This window comes from Variovorax sp. J22R115 (assembly GCF_030317005.1).
Lineage (GTDB): Bacteria > Pseudomonadota > Gammaproteobacteria > Burkholderiales > Burkholderiaceae_C > Variovorax.
In genome coordinates this window covers 141,619-163,448 of record NZ_JASZYM010000002.1, presented here as the reverse complement: position 1 = coordinate 163,448, position 21,830 = coordinate 141,619, and the positions used below count along the sequence as shown (strand labels likewise).

Here is a 21,830-nt window from a genome sequence, read left to right as displayed (position 1 = left end):
GGGCGGTTGCCTAGCCGAAGGTAAATACGTAGGCCTGTGCCCCCTCATCGAGAAATTCGATTTCGAAAAGGTGTTCCTTTGTACTCTTTGTCTGGCGAAGCAACTGATAAAGCCGCTGTACATCGATCATTCCGTTGCCTTGGGCGTCGACGTCGGAGCCGTGGTCCGACAGCGGCGGCTTGCCATCCAGGAGCACCCTGAAGCGCACGGGTTTCCCATCGGCCGATGGGCCGAGCACCAGATGCAAGTCCCGCGCATGAAAGCGATAGGCGATGCGCCCGTTGGTTCGGTTCGATATCGCGCGTTCGCGCTCCACAGTCCAGTCGCCGGCGAGCGCCCACTGGTCCGAACGCAACGAAGCGGGACGTCGGTAGACGTTGGCGCGGTCGCTTGCAATGCCGCCCGGGGAGGCGAAGTTGCGCGACCGTTCGTAGCCGAGGTAGGTCTCTTGCGAGAGCGAAGGCGAGACGTCCGGTGCGGCCTGAACGCCCGAGGCCGTCGGCGAAACCAGCCCCGATGGAACGTTGGTTCGCCCCGCCTCCGCCAGCAGTTGCTGAATGACCCGCTCTGATTCTTCGTACTGGTTTTCTCCGAATTGGTGATGGCGGATGTGACCCTGCGCATCGACGAAATAGAACGCGGGCCAGTACTGGTTGTCGAAAGCGCGCCAGATGGCAAAGTCGCTGTCGACCGCGACAGGAAAGCCGATGCCGAGATCCTCGACTGCCCGGTGAACGTTGGACGAACGCTTCTCGAATGCGAATTCCGGCGCATGCACGCCGACCACCACCAGCCCCACGTCCCTGTACTTGTCGGCCCAAGCGCGGAGGTAGGGCAGGGTCCGGAGGCAATTGATGCACGAGTAGGTCCAGAAGTCGACCAGCACCACCTTGCCGCGCAGACCTTCGGGGGTCAGCGGTGCCGAGTTGATCCATTCGGTCGCACCTGAGAACGAAGGAAGAAGGCCCTCGGTCCGCAGCGTTCGCGAGGGCGCGGGCTTGCGGGCCGCTGCCGTCAGCGTCAACTCTGTGTCTTCGAGTGTGGAGGGGGTGTCGGCCTGTGGGGGCTTCGGCGTCGGAAGTCCGATGCGATCCACGAGTGCCTGTTCCAGCGTCGACGTGGTCCCGATCGAAAGGCGGCCGAGCAAGCCGGTGTCCAGGCCCAGCGCAATCGCACCGACGCCTACCAGCACCAACGCCCCCGCCGTGCGCCGAACCCATTCGCCCGTGTGGAGCGAACGCTTCATCGCCGCAAACGCTCGTCCACCCAGCAACAGCGCAGCGGCCAGTGACGTGCAAGCGCCTGCGGCATAGGCGAGCAGCAACAGCGACGTGCCCACGCTCGCGCCATTGAGGGCTGCCCCCGTGAGGATCAAGCCGAGGATCGGCCCCGCGCAAGGTGCCCAGAGCAGGCCTGTAGCCATTCCCAGCAGCAGGGGCGTGCCGATGGAAGCGGGCGCTGTCGTCCCATTCGGCTGTGGCTCCGACAATCGAGTGCCCAAAGCGACCAGCGGTCTGGTCAGGCGGTCGGCGACTCTTGGGAAAAGTAGCGTGATGCCGAACACCGCCAACAACGCCATCGCGGCATGGCGCCCGTACTCGTTGAGCGCAACCACCCAACCTCCACCGACCGCAGCCAGCGTGGCAATGGCGGCAAAGGCCACCGCCATGCCCAGCAGCATCGGCAGACCGTGCGAGCTGAACGGGCGATCGGCACGCGCGAACACGAAGGGCAGCACCGGCAGGATGCAGGGACTCAGGATGGTGAGCACGCCGCCCACGTAGGCAATGATGAGGATGAGCATGATGTCGGGGTGATGGTGGTCCGCGGCGATCAGGTCGCGACGGGTTGAACGGTGGCCATGGTGAGCCGGGCCTCTAGCCCGCCTTCGGCGCGGTTGCACAGCTTCAGCTCCGCGCCCATTGCCACCGCGAGTTGCTGCGCGATGGCAAGCCCCAGGCCCGTGCCGCCGGTGCTGCGGTTGCGTGAGCCTTCCACGCGATGGAAGGGCTTGAGCACGGCGTCGAGCTGATCGGGCGGAATGCCCGGCCCGTTGTCGACGACGGCAACCACCCAGCGGTCCGCTTCGACGCGCACACGGACGCGCACATCGCTGCCGAACTTCAACGCGTTGTCGATGAGGTTTACGAGAATCCGCCGAAGGGCATTGGGGCGCGTCACGACCGGCACGTCGATCCGTCCCTCCAGCATCACAGGCTGGCCGGAGTCTTCGTAGTCGGCGACCATGCTTTCGAGCAGCGCGTCGGCATCGATGCGGCAGGGCGGCTCCGTCGCGCCATGGAGGGTGCGCGCGTAGGTCACGCCTTCCCGCACCAGAGCGTTCATGGCATCGAGGTCCTGCCTGAACTTGACCTGGTCCTTCCCGTTGTCCATCAGGTCGGTGCGCAGGCGCATCCGGGTGATGGGCGTCTGCAGGTCGTGCGAAATGGCCGCGAGGATTTCCACGCGCTCGGCCATGTAGCCCGCGATCCTTCGCTGCATGGCATTGAACGCGCGAGCCGCATGCACGACTTCGGTCGGCCCTTCCTCGACCAACTCGTGCGCCTTCAGGTCGGGTCCGAGCTCATCTGCCGCCGCGGCGAGCTGGGCGAGAGGGCGTGTGACCAGGCGCACCGCGAACCACGCACAGACGGCCAGCACCGCCAACTGGATCCAGAGCACCCACATGACCCATGCGGAGACAGGGATGCCCACCCGTCGCGCATGGACGATCACCGTGCTGCCGTCCGCCAGGCGCACCTGAATCTGCAGCCCCTCGTGCGGCTCGGCTGCCTGTGCCACTTTCACGACCTCGAACGGACGCAATGCGTTGACAATTGCCTCGCCAAATTCCCGTGCGACGGGTGACCCAGGCTGGGGGCCCTCCACGCTGCCGCCCAGCATGAACCGGTAGTTGCGCCGCTCGAGGCGTTCGAGCCAACCGGCGCGTTCCTCGGCAGGCAGGCGGTCCAGGATCGCGATCGAACTCGCGATGTCACGTTCGATGCCGCTCATCATCAGTTCGCGAAGTGCGACGCCGCGCTCGTAGCGGATCGAGGCGAACGTGAGCAACTGCGCAATCGCCAGACCCACCACGATGATCACCGTCACGCGTGCAAAGAGGGAGCGCGGGACCAGCCGACGCCAGCCTGCGGCGGGGGGCGGAGGGCGCGCATGGAGGCTTGCAGAAGTAGGCATGGGTGGGTTTATAGGCCCCGAACCACCCTCCAGCCGCTTCGTGTGTATTCCAGTGTGTCTGCCGGGGACGGCAACCTACACGACCATACGTACCGAGGGCGATCGCGCTATCGCGCGAGGTTCAGGTCCATGCTCTCCTTGAGCCGAACCATGTTCTCCTCGCCGACGCGGATGAGGCCGCTGCGCGGCTGGTCCATGTCGATGATGATCGTGAACACCATCGCGATCAGCAGTGCGAAGAGCGCTGTCGACACGTGGCGTCGCCGGCCCGTCAGACCGTAGCCATAGGCGATGAAGCTCAGTGCGCCCAGTGCGACGGCGATCAGCAGGCTGATCACGATCTGTGGCACATGGTTGTCCAGCGCGGCGCGGCGCTTCTCGTTGGTGTTGAACATCTCGTTCAATGACTGGATGACCAGCACTCGCTCCGGCGAGGCCTGGCTGAGCGTCGCAGATGCGCCCGCCAACGCCCAGAGTCGAGACTCGATGTCCGTCGTGGCGGCGCTGGTCCTTTCGAGCTGCGTACGGTCGACGCCGGCCTGCATGAAGTCGACACGCGCTGCGACATAGCTCTTCAGCAGGTCCGACACCTGCTCCCGCTGCGATGGCGGCAGCAACTGGGCTCGCAGATAGCTCGTGCGGATGGCATTGACCTCTTCCTGGATCAGCGTCTTGCGGGCGTCGAAACGCGAGGCGGCCATCGCGAAATTGAAGCCGAGCAGCAATGCCAGAAGTCCAAGCAATGCGGCTTGCAATGCGCCGATGTGCGATCTGGAGGTGTCGTCGCTCCGATGCACATGGCGACGGCCGAGCTGAAAGGCGATCTCCAGCGCAGCAAAGAAGGCCACCACAACGATGATGAACAGTACGGCCTCGTCCAGTCCAGCCAGCATGGGGGTCTCCTGCGAAGAGCCGCCCATTCTGCTGGATGCAGATGAAGCGACGCAATCCCCTTGAAGGCCGGCTACATTGCAAGGCAACGCCCTGCGTCGGAACCACGATCGCCATGCAACCCAGACCTGCAGACCATGTCCTCATCGTCGATGACGACCGCGAGATCCGCGAGCTGCTCACCACCTACCTGGTCAAGAACGGCCTGCGCGTGGCCTCGGTGCCCACGGGGCGCCACATGCGTGCGGCGCTCGAAGAGTCAGGTCCCTTCGACCTGATCATCCTCGACCTCATGCTGCCCGGCGAAGACGGGCTGACGCTGTGCCGCGACCTGCGCTCGGGCAGGCACAAGTCCATCCCCATCCTGATGCTGACGGCGCGCAGCGAAGAAGCCGACCGCATCCTCGGCCTGGAGATGGGCGCCGACGACTACCTCGCTAAGCCTTTCTCCGCCCGTGAACTGCTCGCCCGGATTCGCGCGGTGATGCGCCGCACGCGCATGCTGCCGCCCAACATGCACTCGACCGAGACGGCCCGGACGCTGGCCTTCGGCAACTGGCAGGTCGATACCGTTGCGCGACACCTGATCGACGACAGCGGCACGATGGTCGCGCTGAGCGGCGCGGAGTACCGGCTCCTGCGCATCTTTCTGGACCATCCGCAGAAGGTGCTGAGCCGCGATCAACTGTTGAGCCTGACGCAGGGCCGCGAGGCCGAACTCTTCGAGCGCTCGATCGACCTGCTCGTCAGCAGGCTGCGCCAGCGGCTGCGCGACGATGCGCGCGAGCCGCGGTACATCAAGACCGTGCGAAGCGAGGGCTACGTCTTCGCGTCGGCCGTCGAGGCTCGCGACTGAGGCTGCGCCAGGAGTGACTGGATCTTTTTCTCGGTCTCGCCGTAGGCGCCCTCGCCGGAGTGCGAGTACACGATGCGCCCTTGCTTGTCGATGAGGTAGACCGCAGGCCAGTACTGGTTCCTGAACGCCTTCCAGGTCGCATAGCTGTTGTCCTGCGCCACGGCGTGCTGGATCTGCAAGCGCTTGATGGCCTCCTGCACATTCTTCGTCGACTTCTCGTACGCGAACTCGGGCGTGTGCACGCCCACCACGACCAGGCCCTGGTCTTTGTACTTCGCGTGCCAATCCTTCACGTAGGGCAGATGGTTCAGGCAATTGATGCAGGTGTAGGTCCAGAAGTCGACGAGCACGACCTTGCCGCGCAGCTCGTCCAGCTTGAGCGGCTGTGAGTTGAGCCACGTGTCGATGCCCTGGAACTCGGGGGCGGTCCGCTGCTCGGCCGTGGGTGTGTCGCCGCCGTTCGGTGGCGCGGCGAAGGTCAAGGCTGCAAGCGAGGTCGCAAGGGCCACGCCGAAGAGGAGTGCACTGGCTCGGATGTTCATGGCGATTTCCTTCTGGGTTGTCGAACGGACGGATCTTCTGCCGCGACGTGCCTCGTGGGCGCCTGTGACGTACGACTCTGTATCCGGCGCACGAAGTCGACACACTACGTTTCACTGGCGACACACTGAAAGTCGATCGCAACAAATACAGCATCGGAGTTGCATCCCTGCCGGAGACATCCTCGAAGCCGTAAAGTGATTCACATAGGCCTCTCTCGCAGGCCATTTCAGGGACCAACACACCGCAGGAGACATCCCATGACTCGCACCGTTCAAGAGAAACGCACCGCATTCAGCGCGCTTCACACCCAAGGCTGCTTCGTGTTGCCAAATCCTTGGGACGTCGGCAGTGCCCGGATGCTGCAGGGCATGGGATTCAAAGCCCTCGCATCCACCAGTTCCGGCTATGCCTGGTCGCAGGGCCTTCCAGACGGCGGGGCTTCACGGGAGACCGTGCTGGCCCACTTGCGCACCCTCGTGGAGGCTACCGATCTGCCGGTGAATGCAGACTTCGAAAGCGGCTATGCGGAGAACCCGGAAGGCGTCGCGCTCAGCGTTCGCATGGCGATCGAAACGGGCGTGGCGGGCCTCTCGATCGAGGATGCGACGGGCAACGCCGACGACCCGGTGCGCAGCATCGGCGATGCGGTCGCGAGGCTACGTGCTGCCCGTGCGGCGATCGACGAAGCCGGCGGCGACACGCTGCTGGTCGGGCGCGCCGAGAATTTCCTGTACGGTCGCACGGACCTCGACGACACCATCGCCCGGCTCAAGGCCTACGCCGGAGCCGGGGCGGACTGCCTCTATGCGCCGGGCATTCGCACGCGGGAGCAGATCACAGCGGTGGTGGCCGCCGTGGCGCCGAAGCCGGTCAATCTGCTGATCGGCTCGGCCAGCGAATTCACGCTGCAGGATGTCGCGGCGATGGGTGTCCGGCGCATCAGCGTGGGCGGTGCGCTTGCTCGTTCCGCGTGGGGCGGCTTCATGCGGGCCGCGCGCGAGATAGCGGAGAACGGCCGCTTCGGGTTTGCCGAAGCGGCGCGGGGCGACGAGTTGAATGCGTTCTTCCGCCGCACCGATTGAGCGTCGCCGCGCTCACTCCAGCGCAGCGGCCGGTCCGAAGAACTCGTAGCGCACCTGCTGGTCCGGCACGCCGAGCGTCCGCAGCGCCGTCTTCACTTGCCGCATGAACGGCTTCGGGCCGAGGAAGTACGCGTCGACGTCGCGCGTCGTGGCCGGCAGCCATTGGGCGAGCTTCTGCGCGTCGAGCCGGCCGACCGCGTGCGGCGCGTCGGCATCGCCCGGCGCTTCGGGCGCCTCGTCGTAGCAGTAGAAGCGTTCGAGCTGGGGATGCTTCTGTGCCAGCGCGTCGATGGCATGGCGGAACGCGTGGACGCCGCGTGCGCGCGCGCAATGGATGAAGTGCACCACGCGCGAGGTCTTCAGCGCGGCTTCGAGCATCGCCAGCGTCGGCGTAATGCCCACGCCACCGCTGATCAGCACCAGCGGCCGGTCGCTCTCTGCGAGCGTGAATGCGCCCGAGGGCGGGAACAGTTCGATCGTGCTGCCCACTTGCACCTGGTCGTGCAGGTGATTGGAAGCGAGTCCGCCTTGCTCCCGTTTCACGCTGATACGGTAGGTCCGGCCGTTCGGTGCGGCCGAGAGCGAATAGTTGCGGCGGATGTCCTGGCCATCGAAGACCAGGCGCAGGCTGATGTACTGGCCGGGCTCGAAGTCGAGCACGGGCTGGCCGTCGACCGGCGCGAAATAGAAGGAAGTGATCTCGTCGCTTTCGACTTCCTTGCGCACGACCTTGAAGTCCCGCCCGCCGCGCCAGCCGCCGGGCGCTGCGGCCTTCGCGTCGTAGGCTTGCTTCTCGGCGCCGATCAAGATGTCGGCAAGCTGTCCGTACGCGGCGGCCCAGGCCTCGATGACCTCGTCCGTTGCGATCTGCGGGCCGAGCACTTCGCGGATCGCGCGCAGCAGGCAGGCGCCGACGATCGGGTAGTGCTCCGGCTGCACCTGCAGGGCGACGTGCTTGTTGACGATCTGGGTCGCCAGGTCGCCCAGCGCTTCGAGCCGGTCGATGTTGCGCGCGTACATGAGCACGCCGTTCGCGAGCGCGCGGGGCTGATCGCCGCTCGCCTGGTTGGCCTGATTGAAGAGCGGGCGGACTTCGGGGTGCTCGCCCAGCATGATGGCGTAGAAGTGCGTCGTGAGGGCTTCACCACCTGTTTCGAGCAGGGGCACGGTGGCGGTGATGATGGCCTTTTGGGAGACGGACAGCATGAAGGAGTCTTTCGATTGTGGGAGGGTGATGGCTTCTTCATTGCAATCCCCGTTCCAGCCTGGTGTTCCCGGTGAATCAAAGACTTGGGCGCCAACGATGTCTTGTTGACACGCATAGGATACCGTCATGTCGACACGAACAGAGTCAATATGACAACGCATCCCTTGCTCCAGGCCATCATCCCGCTGGTGGCCGACATCGCGCGCGAACTGCCCAGCGCCGAACGCTATCGCCGCCTGCTGGAGGCGTTGCGGGTGCTGCTCCCTTGCGACGCGGCGGCGCTGCTGCGCCTCGATGACGGTTGGCTGTTGCCGCTGGCCGTGGACGGCCTGAGCAGCGACACGCTGGGCCGTCGGTTCCGCGTCGAAGAGCATCCGCGCTTCGCCGCCCTGCTCGAAGCGGATGGCCCCTTGCGATTTCCGGCCGACAGCAGCCTGCCCGACCCCTATGACGGATTGGTCGAAGGCGTGAAGGGGCATCTGCCCGTGCACGACTGCGTGGGTTGCGTCATCCGCGTCGACGAAAAGCCATGGGGCCTTTTGACACTCGACGACCTGGCGCCGGAACGCTTCTCCCGCGTCGACCTGAAGGTGTTGCAGTCCTTCGGCAGCCTCGCCGCTGCGACGGTCAGCGTCGCGGGCCACGTCGAGCAACTCAAGACGCGCGTTCGCGACGAAAGCCTTCGCGCCGAGGGATACCGGCTGGCGGCGGCGCCGCGCGCGCGCGGACTCATCGGCCGCAGCCCTGCGATGCGGCAACTGCAGAAGGAAATCGAACTGGTCAGCGACAGCGAGTTGTCGGTGTTGATCCAGGGCGAGACCGGCGTCGGCAAGGAACTGGTCGCGGAGGCGCTGCATGCGGGCTCGTCCCGCGCCGCACGCCCCCTGATCAGCCTGAACTGCGCCGCACTGCCCGAGACGCTGGTGGAAAGCGAACTCTTCGGCCATGTGAAGGGTGCCTTCACCGGTGCCGTGGTCGAACGCCCGGGCAAGTTCGAGTTGGCCGATGGCGGAACGCTCTTCCTCGACGAGGTCGGCGAACTCACGCTGCCGGTGCAGGCCAAGCTGTTGCGCGTGCTGCAGAGCGGCCAGTTGCAAAGGCTCGGATCGGACCGCGAGCATCGGGTCGACGTGCGGCTCATCGCTGCGAGCAACCGCAATCTGGCCGACGAGGTGCGGGCAGGGCGCTTGCGCGCGGACTTCTACCACCGGCTGAGCGTCTACCCGTTGCAGGTGCCGCCCTTGCGCGAGCGCGGTCGCGACGTGCTCCTGCTCAGCGGCTTCTTCCTCGAAGAGAACCGCTCCCGCCTGGGGCTCGGTGGCTTGCGGCTCGACGCCAGCGCACAGGCCGCGTTGCTCGGCTACGACTGGCCGGGCAACGTGCGCGAACTCGAACACCTGCTCGGGCGCAGCGTGCTGAAGGCGCTCGGCCGTCATTCGCAGCGCCCGCGCATCCTGAGCCTGACGGCGGGCGACCTCGATCTGGCGGGCGCGCGACCGATCGAGCCCGAAAGCACGGACGGATCACCGGCGACTCCGACGTCCCTGCCGCGCTTGCGCGACGGCGAGGGTCTTCGCGATACCGTCGCCAGGTTGGAGCGTGAACTTGTGACGTCCGCACTGGCGCAGAACGACTACAACTGGGCCGCCGCGGGCCGCGCACTCGGCATGGACCGTGGCAATCTCGCCCGTCTCGCGAGACGGCTCGGCCTGCCAGGAGACAAGCGGTCGCTTCGCGCCATGTGCTCGTCCTGAAACCCGTCGTTGCCTGATTCGCCCTGCCGCACAGTGGCGACTCAGAAGTCGGACGACCTGACGACGATCGGCTCCCGGTGCGTGGCGTCATAGCGGGACCAAGCGGCCACGTTGATCGCCACGTGGTTCTCCTCGTAGGCGCTGACCGCACGGCTCGCGCCATCAGCGGCGTGAACGTAGGCACCGAAATGGGACGCGAGCGCATCGTCGGTGATGAGGGCCTCAATCTCGCGGCCTTGCGCGGGGAGGGCGAAGGCCACACCATTGCCGACCCAGCGTGCGCCGCGCGATCCGCCGATCCGGTGGCCGCCGGCATCGAGGCCGATGGCTGCTTCCAGTGGAGCCCGCTCCGTCTCGACTGGTTCCGCGACGGGTTCCGGCGGAGGGTCCTCGATGACTTCGGCCGAAGCGAAGTCCCTGTCGAGGAACATCATCTCGAAATTGCAGATCTGGATGATGTCGCGGTCAAGCAGCGGCCGCACCGACACATCATCGCCATTGACCAGCGTGCCGTTCGTGCTGTGGAAGTCGTGGAGGGTGACGAAACGCCCCTGCCGCGTGAGGACCGCGTGAGCCTTGCTGATGGTGGCGCTCGCGAGCACCAGGTGGTTGTTCATGCTGCGACCGATCCTGAACTCGCCTTCGCGGAGCCGCACGATGCGCAGCGATACCCCGTTCTTGGTCACGATCAGCGTCGGCATGGTGCGAGTCCTCCCTTCTCAGCCGATGGTATGTCCGCACAGGCGCAGTCGACGCGCGCCGTGACACGACGAGAGCATTGAGACGGACTGATACACATGGCCGAAAGCACGCCAGTCAGACCGTGAAGACCACCTTGTTTCCGTTCACACTGGAGGGTCGGCGGAACCGGCGCGGACGTGGAAGGCCTGCGGTCGCGCGTCGCATCGTGACGTGAAGCACCGCTCGACGGCCGGCCCCAACGCCAAAAGGAGACAAGCATGATTGAAGGACAACAGAATTTCTCTCGCCGCTCGGTGCTGGCCGCCTCGCTGGCAGCCGTCGCGATGGGCGCGCTGCCCCTTGCTGCTCGCGCGCAATCCGGCACGGTCCGGTTCATCCTGCCCAACGCCACGGGCTCGGGCGTGGACGCGATCACTCGCGCCGCCCAGCCGGCACTTTCCAAGGCGCTCAATGCGTCCGTGGTGGTCGACAACCAGCCCGGCGCAGGCGGCGTGGTCGGCCTGCAGGCGCTGGCGCGCTCGGCGCCCGACGGCAACACGCTGTCGGTCGTGTCGAACAACGTGGTGATCTTTCCTAGCGTGTTCAAGTCGCTGCCTTTCGACATGCCGGGCGATTTCACGCCGATCGCCATCGTGGGAGCGACGCCCATGGTGCTGGTGGTCAACCCGAAGGTACCGGCCAACAACAGCAAGGAACTTGTCGCCCTGCTCAAGAGCAAGCCGGGGGCGCTGAATTTCGCTTCCGGTGGCAACGGCACGATCCTGCACCTGGCGACCGAATTGTTCCTCGAGCAGGCGGGCGTGACCGCCAAGCACATCCCCTACAAGGGTGTCGGCCCGATGGTCACCGACCTGATCGGCGGGCAGGTCGAGTTCGGCACGGCCGCACTGCCCAGCGTCCAGGCGCACATCAAGAGTGGTGCGCTCCGCGCGATCGGTGTTCTCACAGCGAAGCGCGTTCCGGCCGCACCGGAGATTCCGACTTTCGTCGAGCAGGGGCTGCCGAATTTCGTGGTGGATGCCTGGTTCGCGGTCATCGGCCCGAAGGGCCTCAGTGCGGCCAACGTGAAGAAGGTCCACGACGCCGTGGTCACCGCTTTCGAGGACCCGGCCGTCAAGGAAGCAATGGCCAAGCAGGGGAACACGATCGCGGTCAGCACGCCCGAGCATGCGCAGGCGGCGTTCAAGAGTGAATTGGCGAAGTACGCGGCGCTCGTCAAGAAGGCGGGCATCGAGCCGCAGTAGGCGGCGCGCGGGCTAGAGGCCCATGAACTCGGAGATCCGCTGGGTGACCGTCTTCTTGGGCGGCTTCGGTCCCAAGGCACCCATGCGGTGATCCGCCACCGCATCCAGTGCGTCGGCGACTTTGGCGCGGCGGTCGTCGACGTCGCTGCCGCGGCGCCACCTGTTGGCCACCATCCGTATTTCCTCCAAGCTCATCGGAGGCGGGGGCGCCTCGCAGGTGATCGGCCTGCGGGGTTCGTTATTCACCGGGACGCGCAGCCGCCGCGGTCCGAATAGCCCGCTCGAAGACGATGCGGGACGGCCGGAGAAGTGGAATTGTTCCATGCGGGAATTCTGTCGAATGCACCTGCGGCGGGCCAATAGCGCGGAGGTTGTAGGTTCACTTCGGCAGCAGCGCCAGCGCTTCGTCTCGCCACCAGGCGACCGCTTCCAGATAGCCTTCCCAGACGCAGCCGTTGCACCCTCGGCCGCAGCAGGTCGTGGGCTCCGGCGGCGGGTCGCGAAAGGCCTGGACGCCCGATGCGCGAAGATGGGTGGCGATGCGATGCACGGCGGTGCGTGCCGACGAGGCGTCGTTGATGGCGGGGAGATCCACGCTTCGATGTTAGGCGACGTGGGGCTTGCAGGATGTGCCTGCCGAGGCGCGGGACAGGGGTACGATGCCCGCGATGAGTTCGAGTCCATCCATCATTTCCAATCACCATTGCCCGCGCATTTACCTCGCAGGCCCGGATGTTTTCTTCCCCTGCCAGGAAGACATCTTCCTGGCTCTGAAGGCGCAGTGCGCGCAACTCGGCATGGAGGGGCTCGCGCCGACCGACACTGCCTTGTCGCCAGCGACCCACCCGGAGCCCCATGACTTGGCGCAGGCCATCTACGAAGGCAACGTCGAGATGATTCGTCAGTCGGACGGCGTGATCGCCAACCTGATGAGCTTCCGCGGCCAGGAGCCCGATTCGGGCACGGTGTTCGAAGTGGGGTTTGCGGTCGCGCTCGGAAAGCCCGTCGTGGGCTACGGCGTTCCGGAGGGCACCTATGCGGACCGTGTCGCTGCGGCGATCGCCTGCAGTTCTGATGCGGTGGGGGAGGTCAGGGAGACCGAGACCGGTGCGATGGTCGAGGGCTTCGGCCAACCGCTCAACCTCATGTTGGCCCGCTCGATCCGGCTCGCTCCGACGGCCCGCGAAGCGCTCGATTGGCTCGCGGCCAAACTGGGAGCGCAAGCAAAGAGGCCCAGCGGGGTTTAGTCGCTGGGCCCTGGGCTTCCCTTTGTGCTGCGTTTGCCTTCGAGAGGCTGCGTTTGCCTACGTGAGAGGCGCACAGGAAACCCAACGGGCCCACTCTAAGCATTTGCATCCCGCGCGTCTCCATCCATCGGCCGATTGGCGCGATTCCCCAGGTTTCAGCTGCCACAAAAGGTTTCGCGCCCTCCAAAGTGCCCTACTGCCTCTTTTCGAGGCACCGCGTTGGAAACCCAGTCTGGAGTCGATCCCTTGCGTTATGCAGGCGGTTGTCCACAACTCAGTCCACGGTGCTCGGGGACAAACCCAGAGTGCCCGCCGCACCCTTTCGGAGCACCCGCCGATGAGGCGACCTGCCTCGGGAAGCGTATTGGCGTGTTGGCGGCGATGGCGTACTTTCGGCCTGGCCCGCAGGCCAGGGTGTAGTGATCTCTGCCTTGCGGCAGTGGGGTTCTTAGGTGTTTTCACTGATGTCGACGAATATTGTCAACATAGGTGTTGACATGAATTTCGACAAAACCTAAATTCCACCGGACAGTCTCGGCACGCCCGGCCAATCCAGGGCAGTCCGAGCTGACAAGTTCGCCAACATGCCGGGCCGGTCCCTGCAGGTTGGCGCCCGGTGCCACCGCAAGGAGACCAATCGATGCAAACCACCATGACGGCCGGCGCGACAGCGACCGCCGCAGCGCCCGACACCACCCTTCAGCCGACCAAGGTCCGCTGGAAGATCTTCCTGATGATGTTGTTCCTCATCTCGATCAACTACATCGACCGGGCGTCACTGTCCGTGGCCATGCCGCTGATCGCCAAGGAGTTCGATATCGGGCCGGCCGTGCAGGGCCTCCTGCTCAGTTCCTTCTTCTGGACCTACGCGCTCATGCAGATTCCCGGCGGCATGCTGGCCGACCGCTTCGGTCCGCGAGTCGTCATTGCCGGCGCGACGCTCGGCTGGGGCTTCTTCCAGGCCATCGCTGCGTTCTGTACCGGCTGGGTTCCGCTGCTGCTGACGCGCCTGGGGCTGGGTGCGGCGGAGGCGCCGATCTATCCGGCTGGCGGCAAGCTGAACGGCATCTGGATGACGCAGAACGAGCGCGGCCGCGGCGCGACCCTGCTCGATGGCGGCGCGCCGCTCGGGGCCGCACTGGGTGCGATCCTGATTTCGGGGCTCATCGCCTTGCTCGGATCCTGGCGCTTGGCCTTCGTCATCGCCGGTGTAGGCACCGTGATCGCCGGCCTGTTCGCCTGGAACTACATCCGCAACCATCCGCGCGAGCATCCCGGCGTCAACGAGGCCGAGGCGAAGTACATCGAAGCCAGCCATGCGGAAGACGCGGCCAGCGAGCCGCAAGGCGCCAGCGGCCGCCTGCTCGACTTCCTGCGCTTCCGTTCGGTCTGGGGCATGTTCTTCGGCTGGATGTGCTTCAACGCACTGTTCTACGGCCTGCTCACGTGGATGCCCAACTACCTCTCCAAGGTGCACGGCTTCGACATCAAGCAGATGGGCGGCGCGGTGTTCATCATGTTCTTCTCGGGCTTTGTCGGCGAAATGTTCGGCGGCTGGCTGGCCGACAAGTGGAAGGCCGCGGGCGCTTCGAACGCCAAGGTGTTGCGCACGCTGTTCGGCGTTTCGTCGGTCATCGCGACGATCGCGATCTACACGGTGTCGCAGATCACGAGCCCCGTCGCCGTCGTGATCCTCCTGTCGATCACGCTGTTCTTCCTGCGCTGGTGCGGCCTCTTCTGGTGCGTGCCTTCGATCCTTGGCCGCAGGGCGCACGTCGGCTTCCTCGGCGGCACGATGAACCTGGGCGGCAACGTCGCGGGCATCGGCGTGCCGATCGTGGTCGGCCTGATCGTTCAAGCCACCGGCTCCTACTTCATGGCACTGATGCTCTTTGCCGCGGCCGGTGCAGGCTTGTTCATCTGCTCCACGCTGTTGATCGATTACAGCAAGAAGCTTCCCGTCTAGTCCACTTTCGAGATCTCGCGAAATGTCCCAGTCCCAACGCATCGGCGTGTTGACGCCTTCCTCCAACACGGCACTGGAGCCGCTGACCAGCGCGATGGTCGCCGGCGTGCCGGGCGTCTCGGCGCACTTCTCACGATTCCGGGTGACCGAGATCTCGATGGGCGACAAGTCGCAAAACCAGTTCGACGAGCGCACGATCCTCGACGCCGCGAAGCTCCTGGCCGACGCGAACGTCGACGTGATTTGCTGGAGCGGCACGTCCGCGAGCTGGCTCGGCTTCGAGCGCGACCGCGCGCTGTGCGCCCGCATCACCGAAGCGACCGGCATTCCCGCGACGACCTCGGTGCTGGCGCTCAACGAACTGCTTGCCGCGCAGGGCGCGCGCACGCTGGGGCTGGTGTCGCCCTATGTCGAGGACGTGCAGCGGCGCATCGTCGCCAACTACGCTGAACTCGACGTGGAATGCATCGCGGAACGCCATCTGGACCTGACGGTGAACTTCTCGTTCGCTGAAGTCGCGCCCGACACCTTGCGGACCATGATCCGCGAGGTCGCGCAGAAGAAGCCCGACGCCATCACCGTGATGTGCACCAACCTCCACGGTGCACCGCTGGTCGAGGAGATGGAACGCGAGCTCGGCATCCCGATCTACGACTCGGTGGCGACCGTGGTCTGGAAGGCGCTGAAGATCACTGGCGTGGACCCGCGCGCGGTCAAGGGCTGGGGAGGGCTGTTCGCATGAGCGCAGGCACTTTCGATCTCGTCGTGCGCAATGCGCGCGTCGCCACCGCTAGCGACACCTTCGACGCGGACATCGGCATCACCGGTGGCCGGATTGTGCAACTGGGAATGGGCTTGCCAGCGGGACGTCGCGAGATCGACGCCGCTGGCGCCTTCGTCACGCCCGGTGGCGTCGATGCCCACTGCCATCTCGACCAGCCCATGGAAGCACCCGTGCGCATGGCGGATGACTTCGACACCGGCACGCGTGCGGCAGCCTGCGGCGGCACGACCACGGTGATCCCGTTCGCCGCGCAACAGAAGGGCCAGTCGCTGCGCGCCGCGGTGCGCGACTACCACGAGCGCGCCGAGGGCCGCGCGCACGTCGACCACGCCTTCCACCTGATCGTCAGCGACCCCACCGAGGACGTGCTGAAGAACGAACTGCCGCAGCTGATCGCCGAGGGCTATACGTCGTTCAAGATCTACATGACCTACGACGACCTCAAGCTCAACGACGGCCAGATCCTGGACGTGCTGGACGTCGCGCGCAGCCATGATGCGATGGCGATGATCCACGCCGAGAACGCCGATTGCATCGAATGGCTGACCCGGCGGCTGGAGGCCAGCGGACGCACTGCGCCGCGCTTTCATGCGCATTCGCGGCCGATGCTGGTCGAACGCGAGGCGACCCATCGCGCCATCGCGCTGTCGGAGCTGGTCGACGTGCCGATCATGATCGTGCACGTGTCGGGCAAGGAGGCGGTCGAGCAGATCCGCTGGGCGCGCTCGCACGGCCTGCACGTGTTCGCGGAGACCTGCCCGCAGTACCTGTTCCTGACGGCGGAGGACCTCGGCATCGACGACAGCTACGGCGGCGCCCGCTGCGTGTGCAGCCCGCCGCCGCGCAACAAGGACAACCAGCAGGTCATCTGGAATGGACTGGCCGACGGCCTGTTCACGATTTTCTCGTCCGACCATGCGCCGTTTCGTTACGACGCGCCGGAAGGCAAGAAACCGGGTGGCAAGGAGGTCGAGTTCCGCCACATCCCCAACGGGATTCCCGGCATCGAGACGCGCCTGCCGCTGCTGTTCTCGCATGGCGTGCTCGACGGGCGCATCACGATCAACCGCTTTGTCGAACTCACCTCGACGAACCCCGCCAAGGCCTACGGATTACATCCGCGCAAGGGGACGATCGCCATCGGCGCGGACGCCGACCTGGTGGTCTGGGGCGCGACGCCGCGGCAGGTGCGAAATGCCGACCTGCACCACGCCGTGGACTACACGCCGTACGAGGGCATCGACGTGAAGGCATGGCCTGCATTGACGATCGCGCGCGGCGAGGTCGTGTGGGACGGCCAGACCTTCCATCCGCGCGCCGGCCGCGGAGAATTCCTGCGTCGCGGCAGACCCACGCTGCTGCCCGCAGCAAGACAGCGAGGCGCGCCATGAAGATCCTGCTGATCAATCCCAACACCTCCCAGAGCGTCTCCGACCTCATCGAGGCCGAGGCGCGGCGCGCTGCCGCGCCGGATACGCAACTGAGCGTGCTCACGGCGCCGTTCGGCGTGGCGTACATCGAGACGCGGTTCGAGTCGCTCATCGGTGCCTACGCCACGGCGACGCTCGCGGCCGAGCACTGCGACCAGCACGACGCCATCGTGGTGGCGGCCTTCGGCGATCCGGGCATCGATGGCTTGCGGGAAGTGCTGGACATCCCCGTCGTCGGGCTGACGGAGGCGGCGCTGATGAGCGCCTGCCTGCTCGGCAAGCGCTTCTCGATCGTTGCGATCTCGCACCGCATCACGGCGTGGTATCGCGAGTGCGTCGCGGCCAACGGCCTGAGTAAGCGGCTGGCTAGCATCCGCAACCTGGACAACCCACTGAAGGACATCGGCCGCGTGCAGGACGACCACACGGCTCGCCTGGAAGCACTGTGCCTGTCGGCCATCCAGGACGACGGTGCGGACGTCATCATCATCGCCGGCGCCCCGCTGGCGGGCTTGGCGCGATCCATCCGGGACCGCATTCCCGTGCCCGTGGTCGATGGCGTGTCGAGCGCCGTGTGCCATGCACAGACGCTCGTCTCGCTGGGGACGTTGCCGGCGCGGCAGGGTAGTTTCGCGCCGCCACCGATCAAGCCGAACCACGGTCTGCCCGAAGGCATCGCACGGCTGCTCGCGCGGGACCGAATGCAGAGGTGAAGCGCCGTCGCTAAGATCGAAGCGCATGCCAAAGAAACTAAGTTCCCCCCCCATTGAAGCGAGCGGCACGGGCCGCGAGCAGAGCGTCGACGCCATTGCCGAGAAGATCTCCACGGCGATCCTCGAACACCGCCTGGCCCCGGGCACCAAGCTAGGCGAGGACCGTCTGGCCACGATCTTCGGCACCAGCCGTGCCAAGGTGCGCGAGGTGCTGGCCCGACTGGCGCACGAGCAAATCGTCGAACTGGTGCCGCAGCGCGGTGCGCACGTCGCCAAGCCGACCATCGAGCAGGCGCGCGATGTCTTCGAGGCGCGTCGACTCATCGAGCCCGGCGTGCTGCGCCGACTGGTCGGAACGATCGATGATTTCAAGATGCAGCGCCTGCGCCGGCACCTCGAACTCGAGGCCGATGCGCGTCAGCGCGGCGATGCGCGCGCCGTGGTGCGTCTCTCGGGCGAGTTCCACCTGCTGTTGGCCGAACTGGCCGGCAACTCGGCCCTCGCGCGCACCATGCGTGAGCTGTCGACGCTGACCTGCCTGATCATCTCGCTGTACGACGCCCCCACCGCCACCAGTTGCCGCGCCGACGAGCATGAGGAAATCGTCGATGCGATCAAGCGGGGTGACGCCAAGCGCGCCGAGACGCTCATGCTCCATCACCTGGATCACATCCAGGAAAGCCTCAAGCTCGATGCGGGAAGCGATGAGGCGGATCTCGAAAGCATCCTCGGGGAATGACCTAGTTCCTTTCGTCCGGCTGCCTCGCCGATAAGATGGCTGCCCATCGTGTGCGGGCCTCAAGACGAAAGGACTCTCCGAAGATGAATGCTGAAGACCCCGCTCGAAAGGGCCAGAGGCGTTTCGCCCCCGGGACCCATCGCTCTCATCGGGCCCGCAAGCGCAAGTCTCTGACGATTTTCTTCGTCACCGTAGTGATCGTCGCGGTGGTCATCGGGGCGGGCCTGCTTTATGAGTCGCCGCCCGAGCCGCTACCGGCGACCGCGGCCGCACCGGCCGGCAAGCCATCGGAGCGGACGGCCGCACTTGCGCCACTGAACCTGCCCGCCGACGATGCACCCCATGGATCTGCGATGGAATGGTGGTACTACAACGGCATCCTCGGCGCGAAGACGGGCGATCGCTACGCCTTTCACATGGTCGTCTTCGTGGCCAACGGGCTGATCAAGCACACCGTCGTTCATGCGGCGTTGACCGACCTTCAAACCGGCAAGCGCTACGCCAGCCAGACCCGCACCGCCGGCATTCCCGCGACGAGCGTCGTCAATGGGTACGACTTCCGGCACGAGAAATGGCAGGCCACGGCATCGCCCTCATCCCATGTGTTGCGCGCGGCCTTCGACGGCGCTTCCATCGCTTTCGACTTGGGCACCTCAGGCCGGGTCGTCGCGCATGCCGCGCCGGGCTCGGACACGCCGGGCATCTTGGACTTCGGCAAGAGCGGCATCAGCTACTACTACTCGCGCCCGCGTCTTCCGGCGCAAGGCAGCATCACCGTCGGAGGGAAGTCGCTGCAGGTGAGCGGTGACGTGTGGTTCGATCACCAATGGGGCGAGTTCGATGTGCTGACGCTGGGCTGGAACTGGTTCGCGCTTCACCTCGCGGACGGATCGGACCTGATGCTCTACCAGTTGTTCGACATGGACCGCCGGAATGTCATGACGGCGGGCACGCTCTCGAACGCCAAGGGCGCGGTGCCATTCAAGGCAGGCGAGGTCGAACTGGTCCCGGGCAGCACCTGGACGAGCCCGAAGACGGGCATCCCCTACGTCGTCGAGTGGAAGATCAAGCTTCCATCGGGCGACCTCAACGTCAAGCCGTTCGTGGCCGACAGCGAATTCGATTCCAGCGGCACGAGTGCGAACGTCTATTGGGAAGGGGCAGTGAAAGCGACCGGCAGCATCGAAGGGCAGGGCTTCCTGGAGTTGAGCGGCTACGACCGATTGAGCGCGAGGCAAGCGAAAGGCAAGTGATCCATTCCGTGCTGGAAGTCGCCATCGACTGAGTTGGTGAAAACAAAAGTTCCAATTTTCCTGTTTCCGGTGCGAAACTGTGGGGTATCGCAACACTCGGAAACCGAAGAATGGCCAGCGGTGCGCCTGCGACTGGGCACGCCTTCCTGCGAGGCGAGCGTCGCCTGACTGTCCCCGAATACGTCGGGCTGGTGGCTTCGTGCCAAGCAGCCTTCGATGCGGCGATGAGCGAGTTGCCGCCATCGAGCCAAGTCGACCTCTGGAACGCTTTTCATGCAGAGACATTTCTGCCGTCCAGTGGCAAGCGAATGCTGTGGGTGCTGCGACGGGGCGTGCTCGATGACCTGGCGCCCAGAGTCGAAAGCATCCTGTCCCAGGACTGGCAGCCCGAGCCGACGGAGATCGAGCAACTGGTCTTCCGCGCGGTCCTCGAGGCGCTCGCGACCGGCCGGGAGCGACCGAGCGAAATCGCGGAGTTCTGCAACGAGATCCATGCTTGGCCGTCGGTACTGGGCGTGGCCGAATACCTGACGGGTAACCTGGCCGCTGCGGTCCGCATGGCGACGCTCGATGTCACGAGCGATCGCCAGCCGCGGCAGGTGCGCTTGCCCAGCTGGGCGCTCGTTGGAACGTTGCTCGAAGCCCTTGGCGCCGCTCCTGAGCCGTCGGTCGCCCCCCTGCTGCCTTTCACTGCGGCACTGGCCACCGTGCTCGGACCCAAAAAAGGGCGGCTCACGATCGAACATTCGCGATGCCTGGCCCGGCTTTACTTCGAGACGGACGCGGGACGGCGCGCATCTGTGCTGGAAGTTGCGCTGCGGGCCGGCCTGGAGGCCGATCCACAGCGCACGCCATCGGGCGACGACGATGACAAGGTTCGCAAGCTGTTGCGGGGGCTACAGGCGCTCCAGCTTCTCCAGATGACCGCAGCGGAGCAGAAGATTCGCTGGACTGTGATCACCTTGCGCCATCTACCGCCTGGCCAGGCCGCGAATGAATTGATCTCCTCCTACTTCAAGTGACCACGAGCGTGGGGTTCCTTCAGATCCGCTTGCGCCGAGGCACCACGTTGAGTTGCAGCGTCGCCTTTGCGGGAGCGTCGCCGAGCAAGGCCTGCAGCGGCGCGATGTCGATAAGCTGGTCCGCGTGCCAAACCTTGATCGATGCGGCCCCTTCGGGAACGTCGAGCGTGACGAGGCCGTCGGCACCCGTCAGTGCGGCCCAGGGCGAGTCGCTCACATAGACATGTCCGCGCATCGAGTTGTGCAGATGGCAGCCGAGCAGCACGGCGCCGGGCTTGTCGAAGGTGGCATCGGCCGTCTTGCCTGGCTTGCCTTCGGGCTTGGCCCCGATCATCAATTCGAAACCGCCCGCCGGACCAGCATCGAATTGCGCGACGCCCGCGGCGGAGGCGCGCACATGGTGCTCCCACGGATCGTTGTTGACGAAGCGCGCCTTGGCACCGACGGAGACCAGGCTCACGGCCGGAACGAAGCGCATCTTTTCCTGGCTGATCGTCACTTCCCTGGGCAGCGGCTTGGCGGGCAGGGCCTTCGATGCGCTGACCACGACGACGACCGCATCGACGACGGGCTGACCGTCCTTGTCGAGCACGCTGACTTGCAGCGGCGTCGCCCCACACATTGCGCACAGCAGCGCGCCGGCGACCGCGACGATGGCGTTGCGCATGGTCGGCATGCGCAAAGGGGAGAGGGTGTGCATGCGCTCAGAGCTGGTTCGTCTTGATGACGTGCCAGACCTTGTTGTAGTTGTCGCCGTAGACGTCGCCGGGGTCCTGGTCTTCGGGCCAGGTGTAGAGCGGCTGGCCCTTGAAGGCCCACTGCTTGCGGCCGTCATCGCGGGCGATCACCGAGAGACTGCCGCTTGGCTTGGCGCCTTCGGCCGCCATGACCGGCGGCCACTTCACCGCGCAGTCGCCATTGCAGACCGAGCGGCCGCTGTTGGGGGCATCCTTGTCGAAGGAATAGAGCGTGAGACCCTTGTCGTTGACCAGAATGCCGTTGGCGACTTTCACGGTCGAGACGTCCTTGGACGCGACGGGCGCGGCAGGCGACCTGGTCGCGCAGCCGGCAATCAGGGTCAGGGTGAGGGCGAGACTGGCAACGGCAATGCGCAAGATGGGCTCCTTTGGATTCGTTGAATAGGGGAGATCGCCTCGCATTAAACATTTCGATACAGTTTTTTCCTTGTGCAATTTGTC

22 protein-coding genes are annotated in these 21,830 nt (G+C 65.6%); 12 read left to right on the top strand and 10 right to left on the bottom strand.

Annotated elements, in window-relative coordinates:
- Positions 1-10: 10 nt before the first annotated feature.
- The 3 genes from QTI04_RS03690 to QTI04_RS03680 form a co-directional block, all read right to left on the bottom strand.
- Positions 11-1,804, bottom strand: a complete 1,794-nt coding sequence (locus QTI04_RS03690; protein WP_286614250.1) for a cytochrome c biogenesis protein DipZ — start codon at positions 1,802-1,804, stop codon at positions 11-13.
- Between the two features lie 29 nt (positions 1,805-1,833).
- Positions 1,834-3,198: an ATP-binding protein gene (locus QTI04_RS03685; protein WP_286614249.1), complete on the bottom strand. Its 1,365-nt coding sequence runs from the start codon at positions 3,196-3,198 to the stop codon at positions 1,834-1,836.
- A 107-nt stretch (positions 3,199-3,305) separates the two neighbouring features.
- A complete protein-coding gene (locus QTI04_RS03680; protein ID WP_286597917.1) occupies positions 3,306-4,091 on the bottom strand; it encodes a hypothetical protein in 786 nt (261 codons plus the stop codon).
- Positions 4,092-4,204: 113 nt separating this feature from the next.
- Between QTI04_RS03680 and QTI04_RS03675 the strand changes: the two genes are divergently transcribed.
- Entirely contained in the window at positions 4,205-4,945 is a 741-nt protein-coding gene (locus QTI04_RS03675; RefSeq protein WP_286597919.1) for a response regulator, read from the top strand.
- Here the strand turns inward: QTI04_RS03675 and QTI04_RS03670 are convergent.
- Entirely contained in the window at positions 4,909-5,487 is a 579-nt protein-coding gene (locus tag QTI04_RS03670) for a thioredoxin family protein (RefSeq protein ID WP_286614248.1), read from the bottom strand. The genes QTI04_RS03675 and QTI04_RS03670 overlap by 37 nt on opposite strands.
- Before the next feature lie 258 nt (positions 5,488-5,745).
- Between QTI04_RS03670 and QTI04_RS03665 the strand changes: the two genes are divergently transcribed.
- Positions 5,746-6,570 (top strand): oxaloacetate decarboxylase, encoded by an 825-nt coding sequence (locus QTI04_RS03665; RefSeq protein WP_286614247.1) that lies wholly within the window; start codon positions 5,746-5,748, stop codon positions 6,568-6,570.
- Between the two features lie 12 nt (positions 6,571-6,582).
- Here the strand turns inward: QTI04_RS03665 and hmpA are convergent, their stop codons facing one another.
- Complete coding sequence (gene hmpA / locus QTI04_RS03660) at positions 6,583-7,776, bottom strand: NO-inducible flavohemoprotein (protein WP_286614246.1); 1,194 nt, start codon at positions 7,774-7,776, stop codon at positions 6,583-6,585.
- Between the two features lie 150 nt (positions 7,777-7,926).
- Between hmpA and norR the strand changes: the two genes are divergently transcribed.
- A complete protein-coding gene (gene norR / locus QTI04_RS03655; RefSeq protein WP_286597924.1) occupies positions 7,927-9,531 on the top strand; it encodes a nitric oxide reductase transcriptional regulator NorR in 1,605 nt (534 codons plus the stop codon).
- A 41-nt stretch (positions 9,532-9,572) separates the two neighbouring features.
- Here the strand turns inward: norR and QTI04_RS03650 are convergent, their stop codons facing one another.
- On the bottom strand, positions 9,573-10,232 hold the full coding sequence (locus QTI04_RS03650; RefSeq protein WP_286597925.1) for an FHA domain-containing protein: 660 nt from the start codon (positions 10,230-10,232) through the stop codon (positions 9,573-9,575).
- A gap of 258 nt (positions 10,233-10,490) precedes the next feature.
- Here QTI04_RS03650 and QTI04_RS03645 point away from each other — a divergent pair, with 258 nt between their 5' ends.
- Positions 10,491-11,477, top strand: coding sequence for a tripartite tricarboxylate transporter substrate binding protein (locus QTI04_RS03645; RefSeq protein WP_286597926.1), 987 nt, complete (start codon positions 10,491-10,493; stop codon positions 11,475-11,477).
- Between the two features lie 12 nt (positions 11,478-11,489).
- Here the strand turns inward: QTI04_RS03645 and QTI04_RS03640 are convergent, their stop codons facing one another.
- Positions 11,490-11,651: a hypothetical protein gene (locus QTI04_RS03640; RefSeq protein ID WP_286597927.1), complete on the bottom strand. Its 162-nt coding sequence runs from the start codon at positions 11,649-11,651 to the stop codon at positions 11,490-11,492.
- A 205-nt stretch (positions 11,652-11,856) separates the two neighbouring features.
- Entirely contained in the window at positions 11,857-12,072 is a 216-nt protein-coding gene (locus tag QTI04_RS03635; RefSeq protein ID WP_286614245.1) for an oxidoreductase-like domain-containing protein, read from the bottom strand.
- 73 nt (positions 12,073-12,145) lie between these two features.
- Between QTI04_RS03635 and QTI04_RS03630 the strand changes: the two genes are divergently transcribed.
- From QTI04_RS03630 to QTI04_RS03595, 8 genes are all read left to right on the top strand, one after another.
- Positions 12,146-12,724: a nucleoside 2-deoxyribosyltransferase gene (locus QTI04_RS03630; RefSeq protein ID WP_286614244.1), complete on the top strand. Its 579-nt coding sequence runs from the start codon at positions 12,146-12,148 to the stop codon at positions 12,722-12,724.
- Positions 12,725-13,376: 652 nt separating this feature from the next.
- Entirely contained in the window at positions 13,377-14,690 is a 1,314-nt protein-coding gene (locus tag QTI04_RS03625; protein ID WP_286614454.1) for an MFS transporter, read from the top strand.
- Positions 14,691-14,712: 22 nt separating this feature from the next.
- Entirely contained in the window at positions 14,713-15,432 is a 720-nt protein-coding gene (locus QTI04_RS03620; RefSeq protein ID WP_286614243.1) for an aspartate/glutamate racemase family protein, read from the top strand.
- Positions 15,429-16,865 (top strand): dihydropyrimidinase, encoded by a 1,437-nt coding sequence (gene hydA / locus QTI04_RS03615; protein WP_286614242.1) that lies wholly within the window; start codon positions 15,429-15,431, stop codon positions 16,863-16,865. Before QTI04_RS03620 ends, hydA begins: the two co-directional genes overlap by 4 nt.
- The gene (locus QTI04_RS03610; RefSeq protein ID WP_286614241.1) at positions 16,862-17,617 is read left to right on the top strand and encodes an aspartate/glutamate racemase family protein; all 756 of its coding nucleotides are present in this window, start codon (positions 16,862-16,864) and stop codon (positions 17,615-17,617) included. The genes hydA and QTI04_RS03610 overlap by 4 nt, the downstream gene beginning before the upstream one ends.
- A 25-nt stretch (positions 17,618-17,642) precedes the next feature.
- Entirely contained in the window at positions 17,643-18,356 is a 714-nt protein-coding gene (locus QTI04_RS03605) for a GntR family transcriptional regulator (RefSeq protein WP_286597936.1), read from the top strand.
- A gap of 83 nt (positions 18,357-18,439) precedes the next feature.
- Positions 18,440-19,609, top strand: a complete 1,170-nt coding sequence (locus QTI04_RS03600; RefSeq protein WP_286614240.1) for a lipocalin family protein — start codon at positions 18,440-18,442, stop codon at positions 19,607-19,609.
- Between the two features lie 110 nt (positions 19,610-19,719).
- On the top strand, positions 19,720-20,631 hold the full coding sequence (locus QTI04_RS03595; protein WP_286614239.1) for a hypothetical protein: 912 nt from the start codon (positions 19,720-19,722) through the stop codon (positions 20,629-20,631).
- A gap of 19 nt (positions 20,632-20,650) precedes the next feature.
- Here QTI04_RS03595 and QTI04_RS03590 read toward each other — a convergent pair whose 3' ends face one another.
- Both QTI04_RS03590 and QTI04_RS03585 read right to left on the bottom strand, forming a co-directional pair.
- Positions 20,651-21,331: a plastocyanin/azurin family copper-binding protein gene (locus QTI04_RS03590; protein ID WP_286614238.1), complete on the bottom strand. Its 681-nt coding sequence runs from the start codon at positions 21,329-21,331 to the stop codon at positions 20,651-20,653.
- Between the two features lie 4 nt (positions 21,332-21,335).
- A complete protein-coding gene (locus QTI04_RS03585) occupies positions 21,336-21,746 on the bottom strand; it encodes a hypothetical protein (RefSeq protein WP_286614237.1) in 411 nt (136 codons plus the stop codon).
- Positions 21,747-21,830 lie beyond the last annotated feature (84 nt).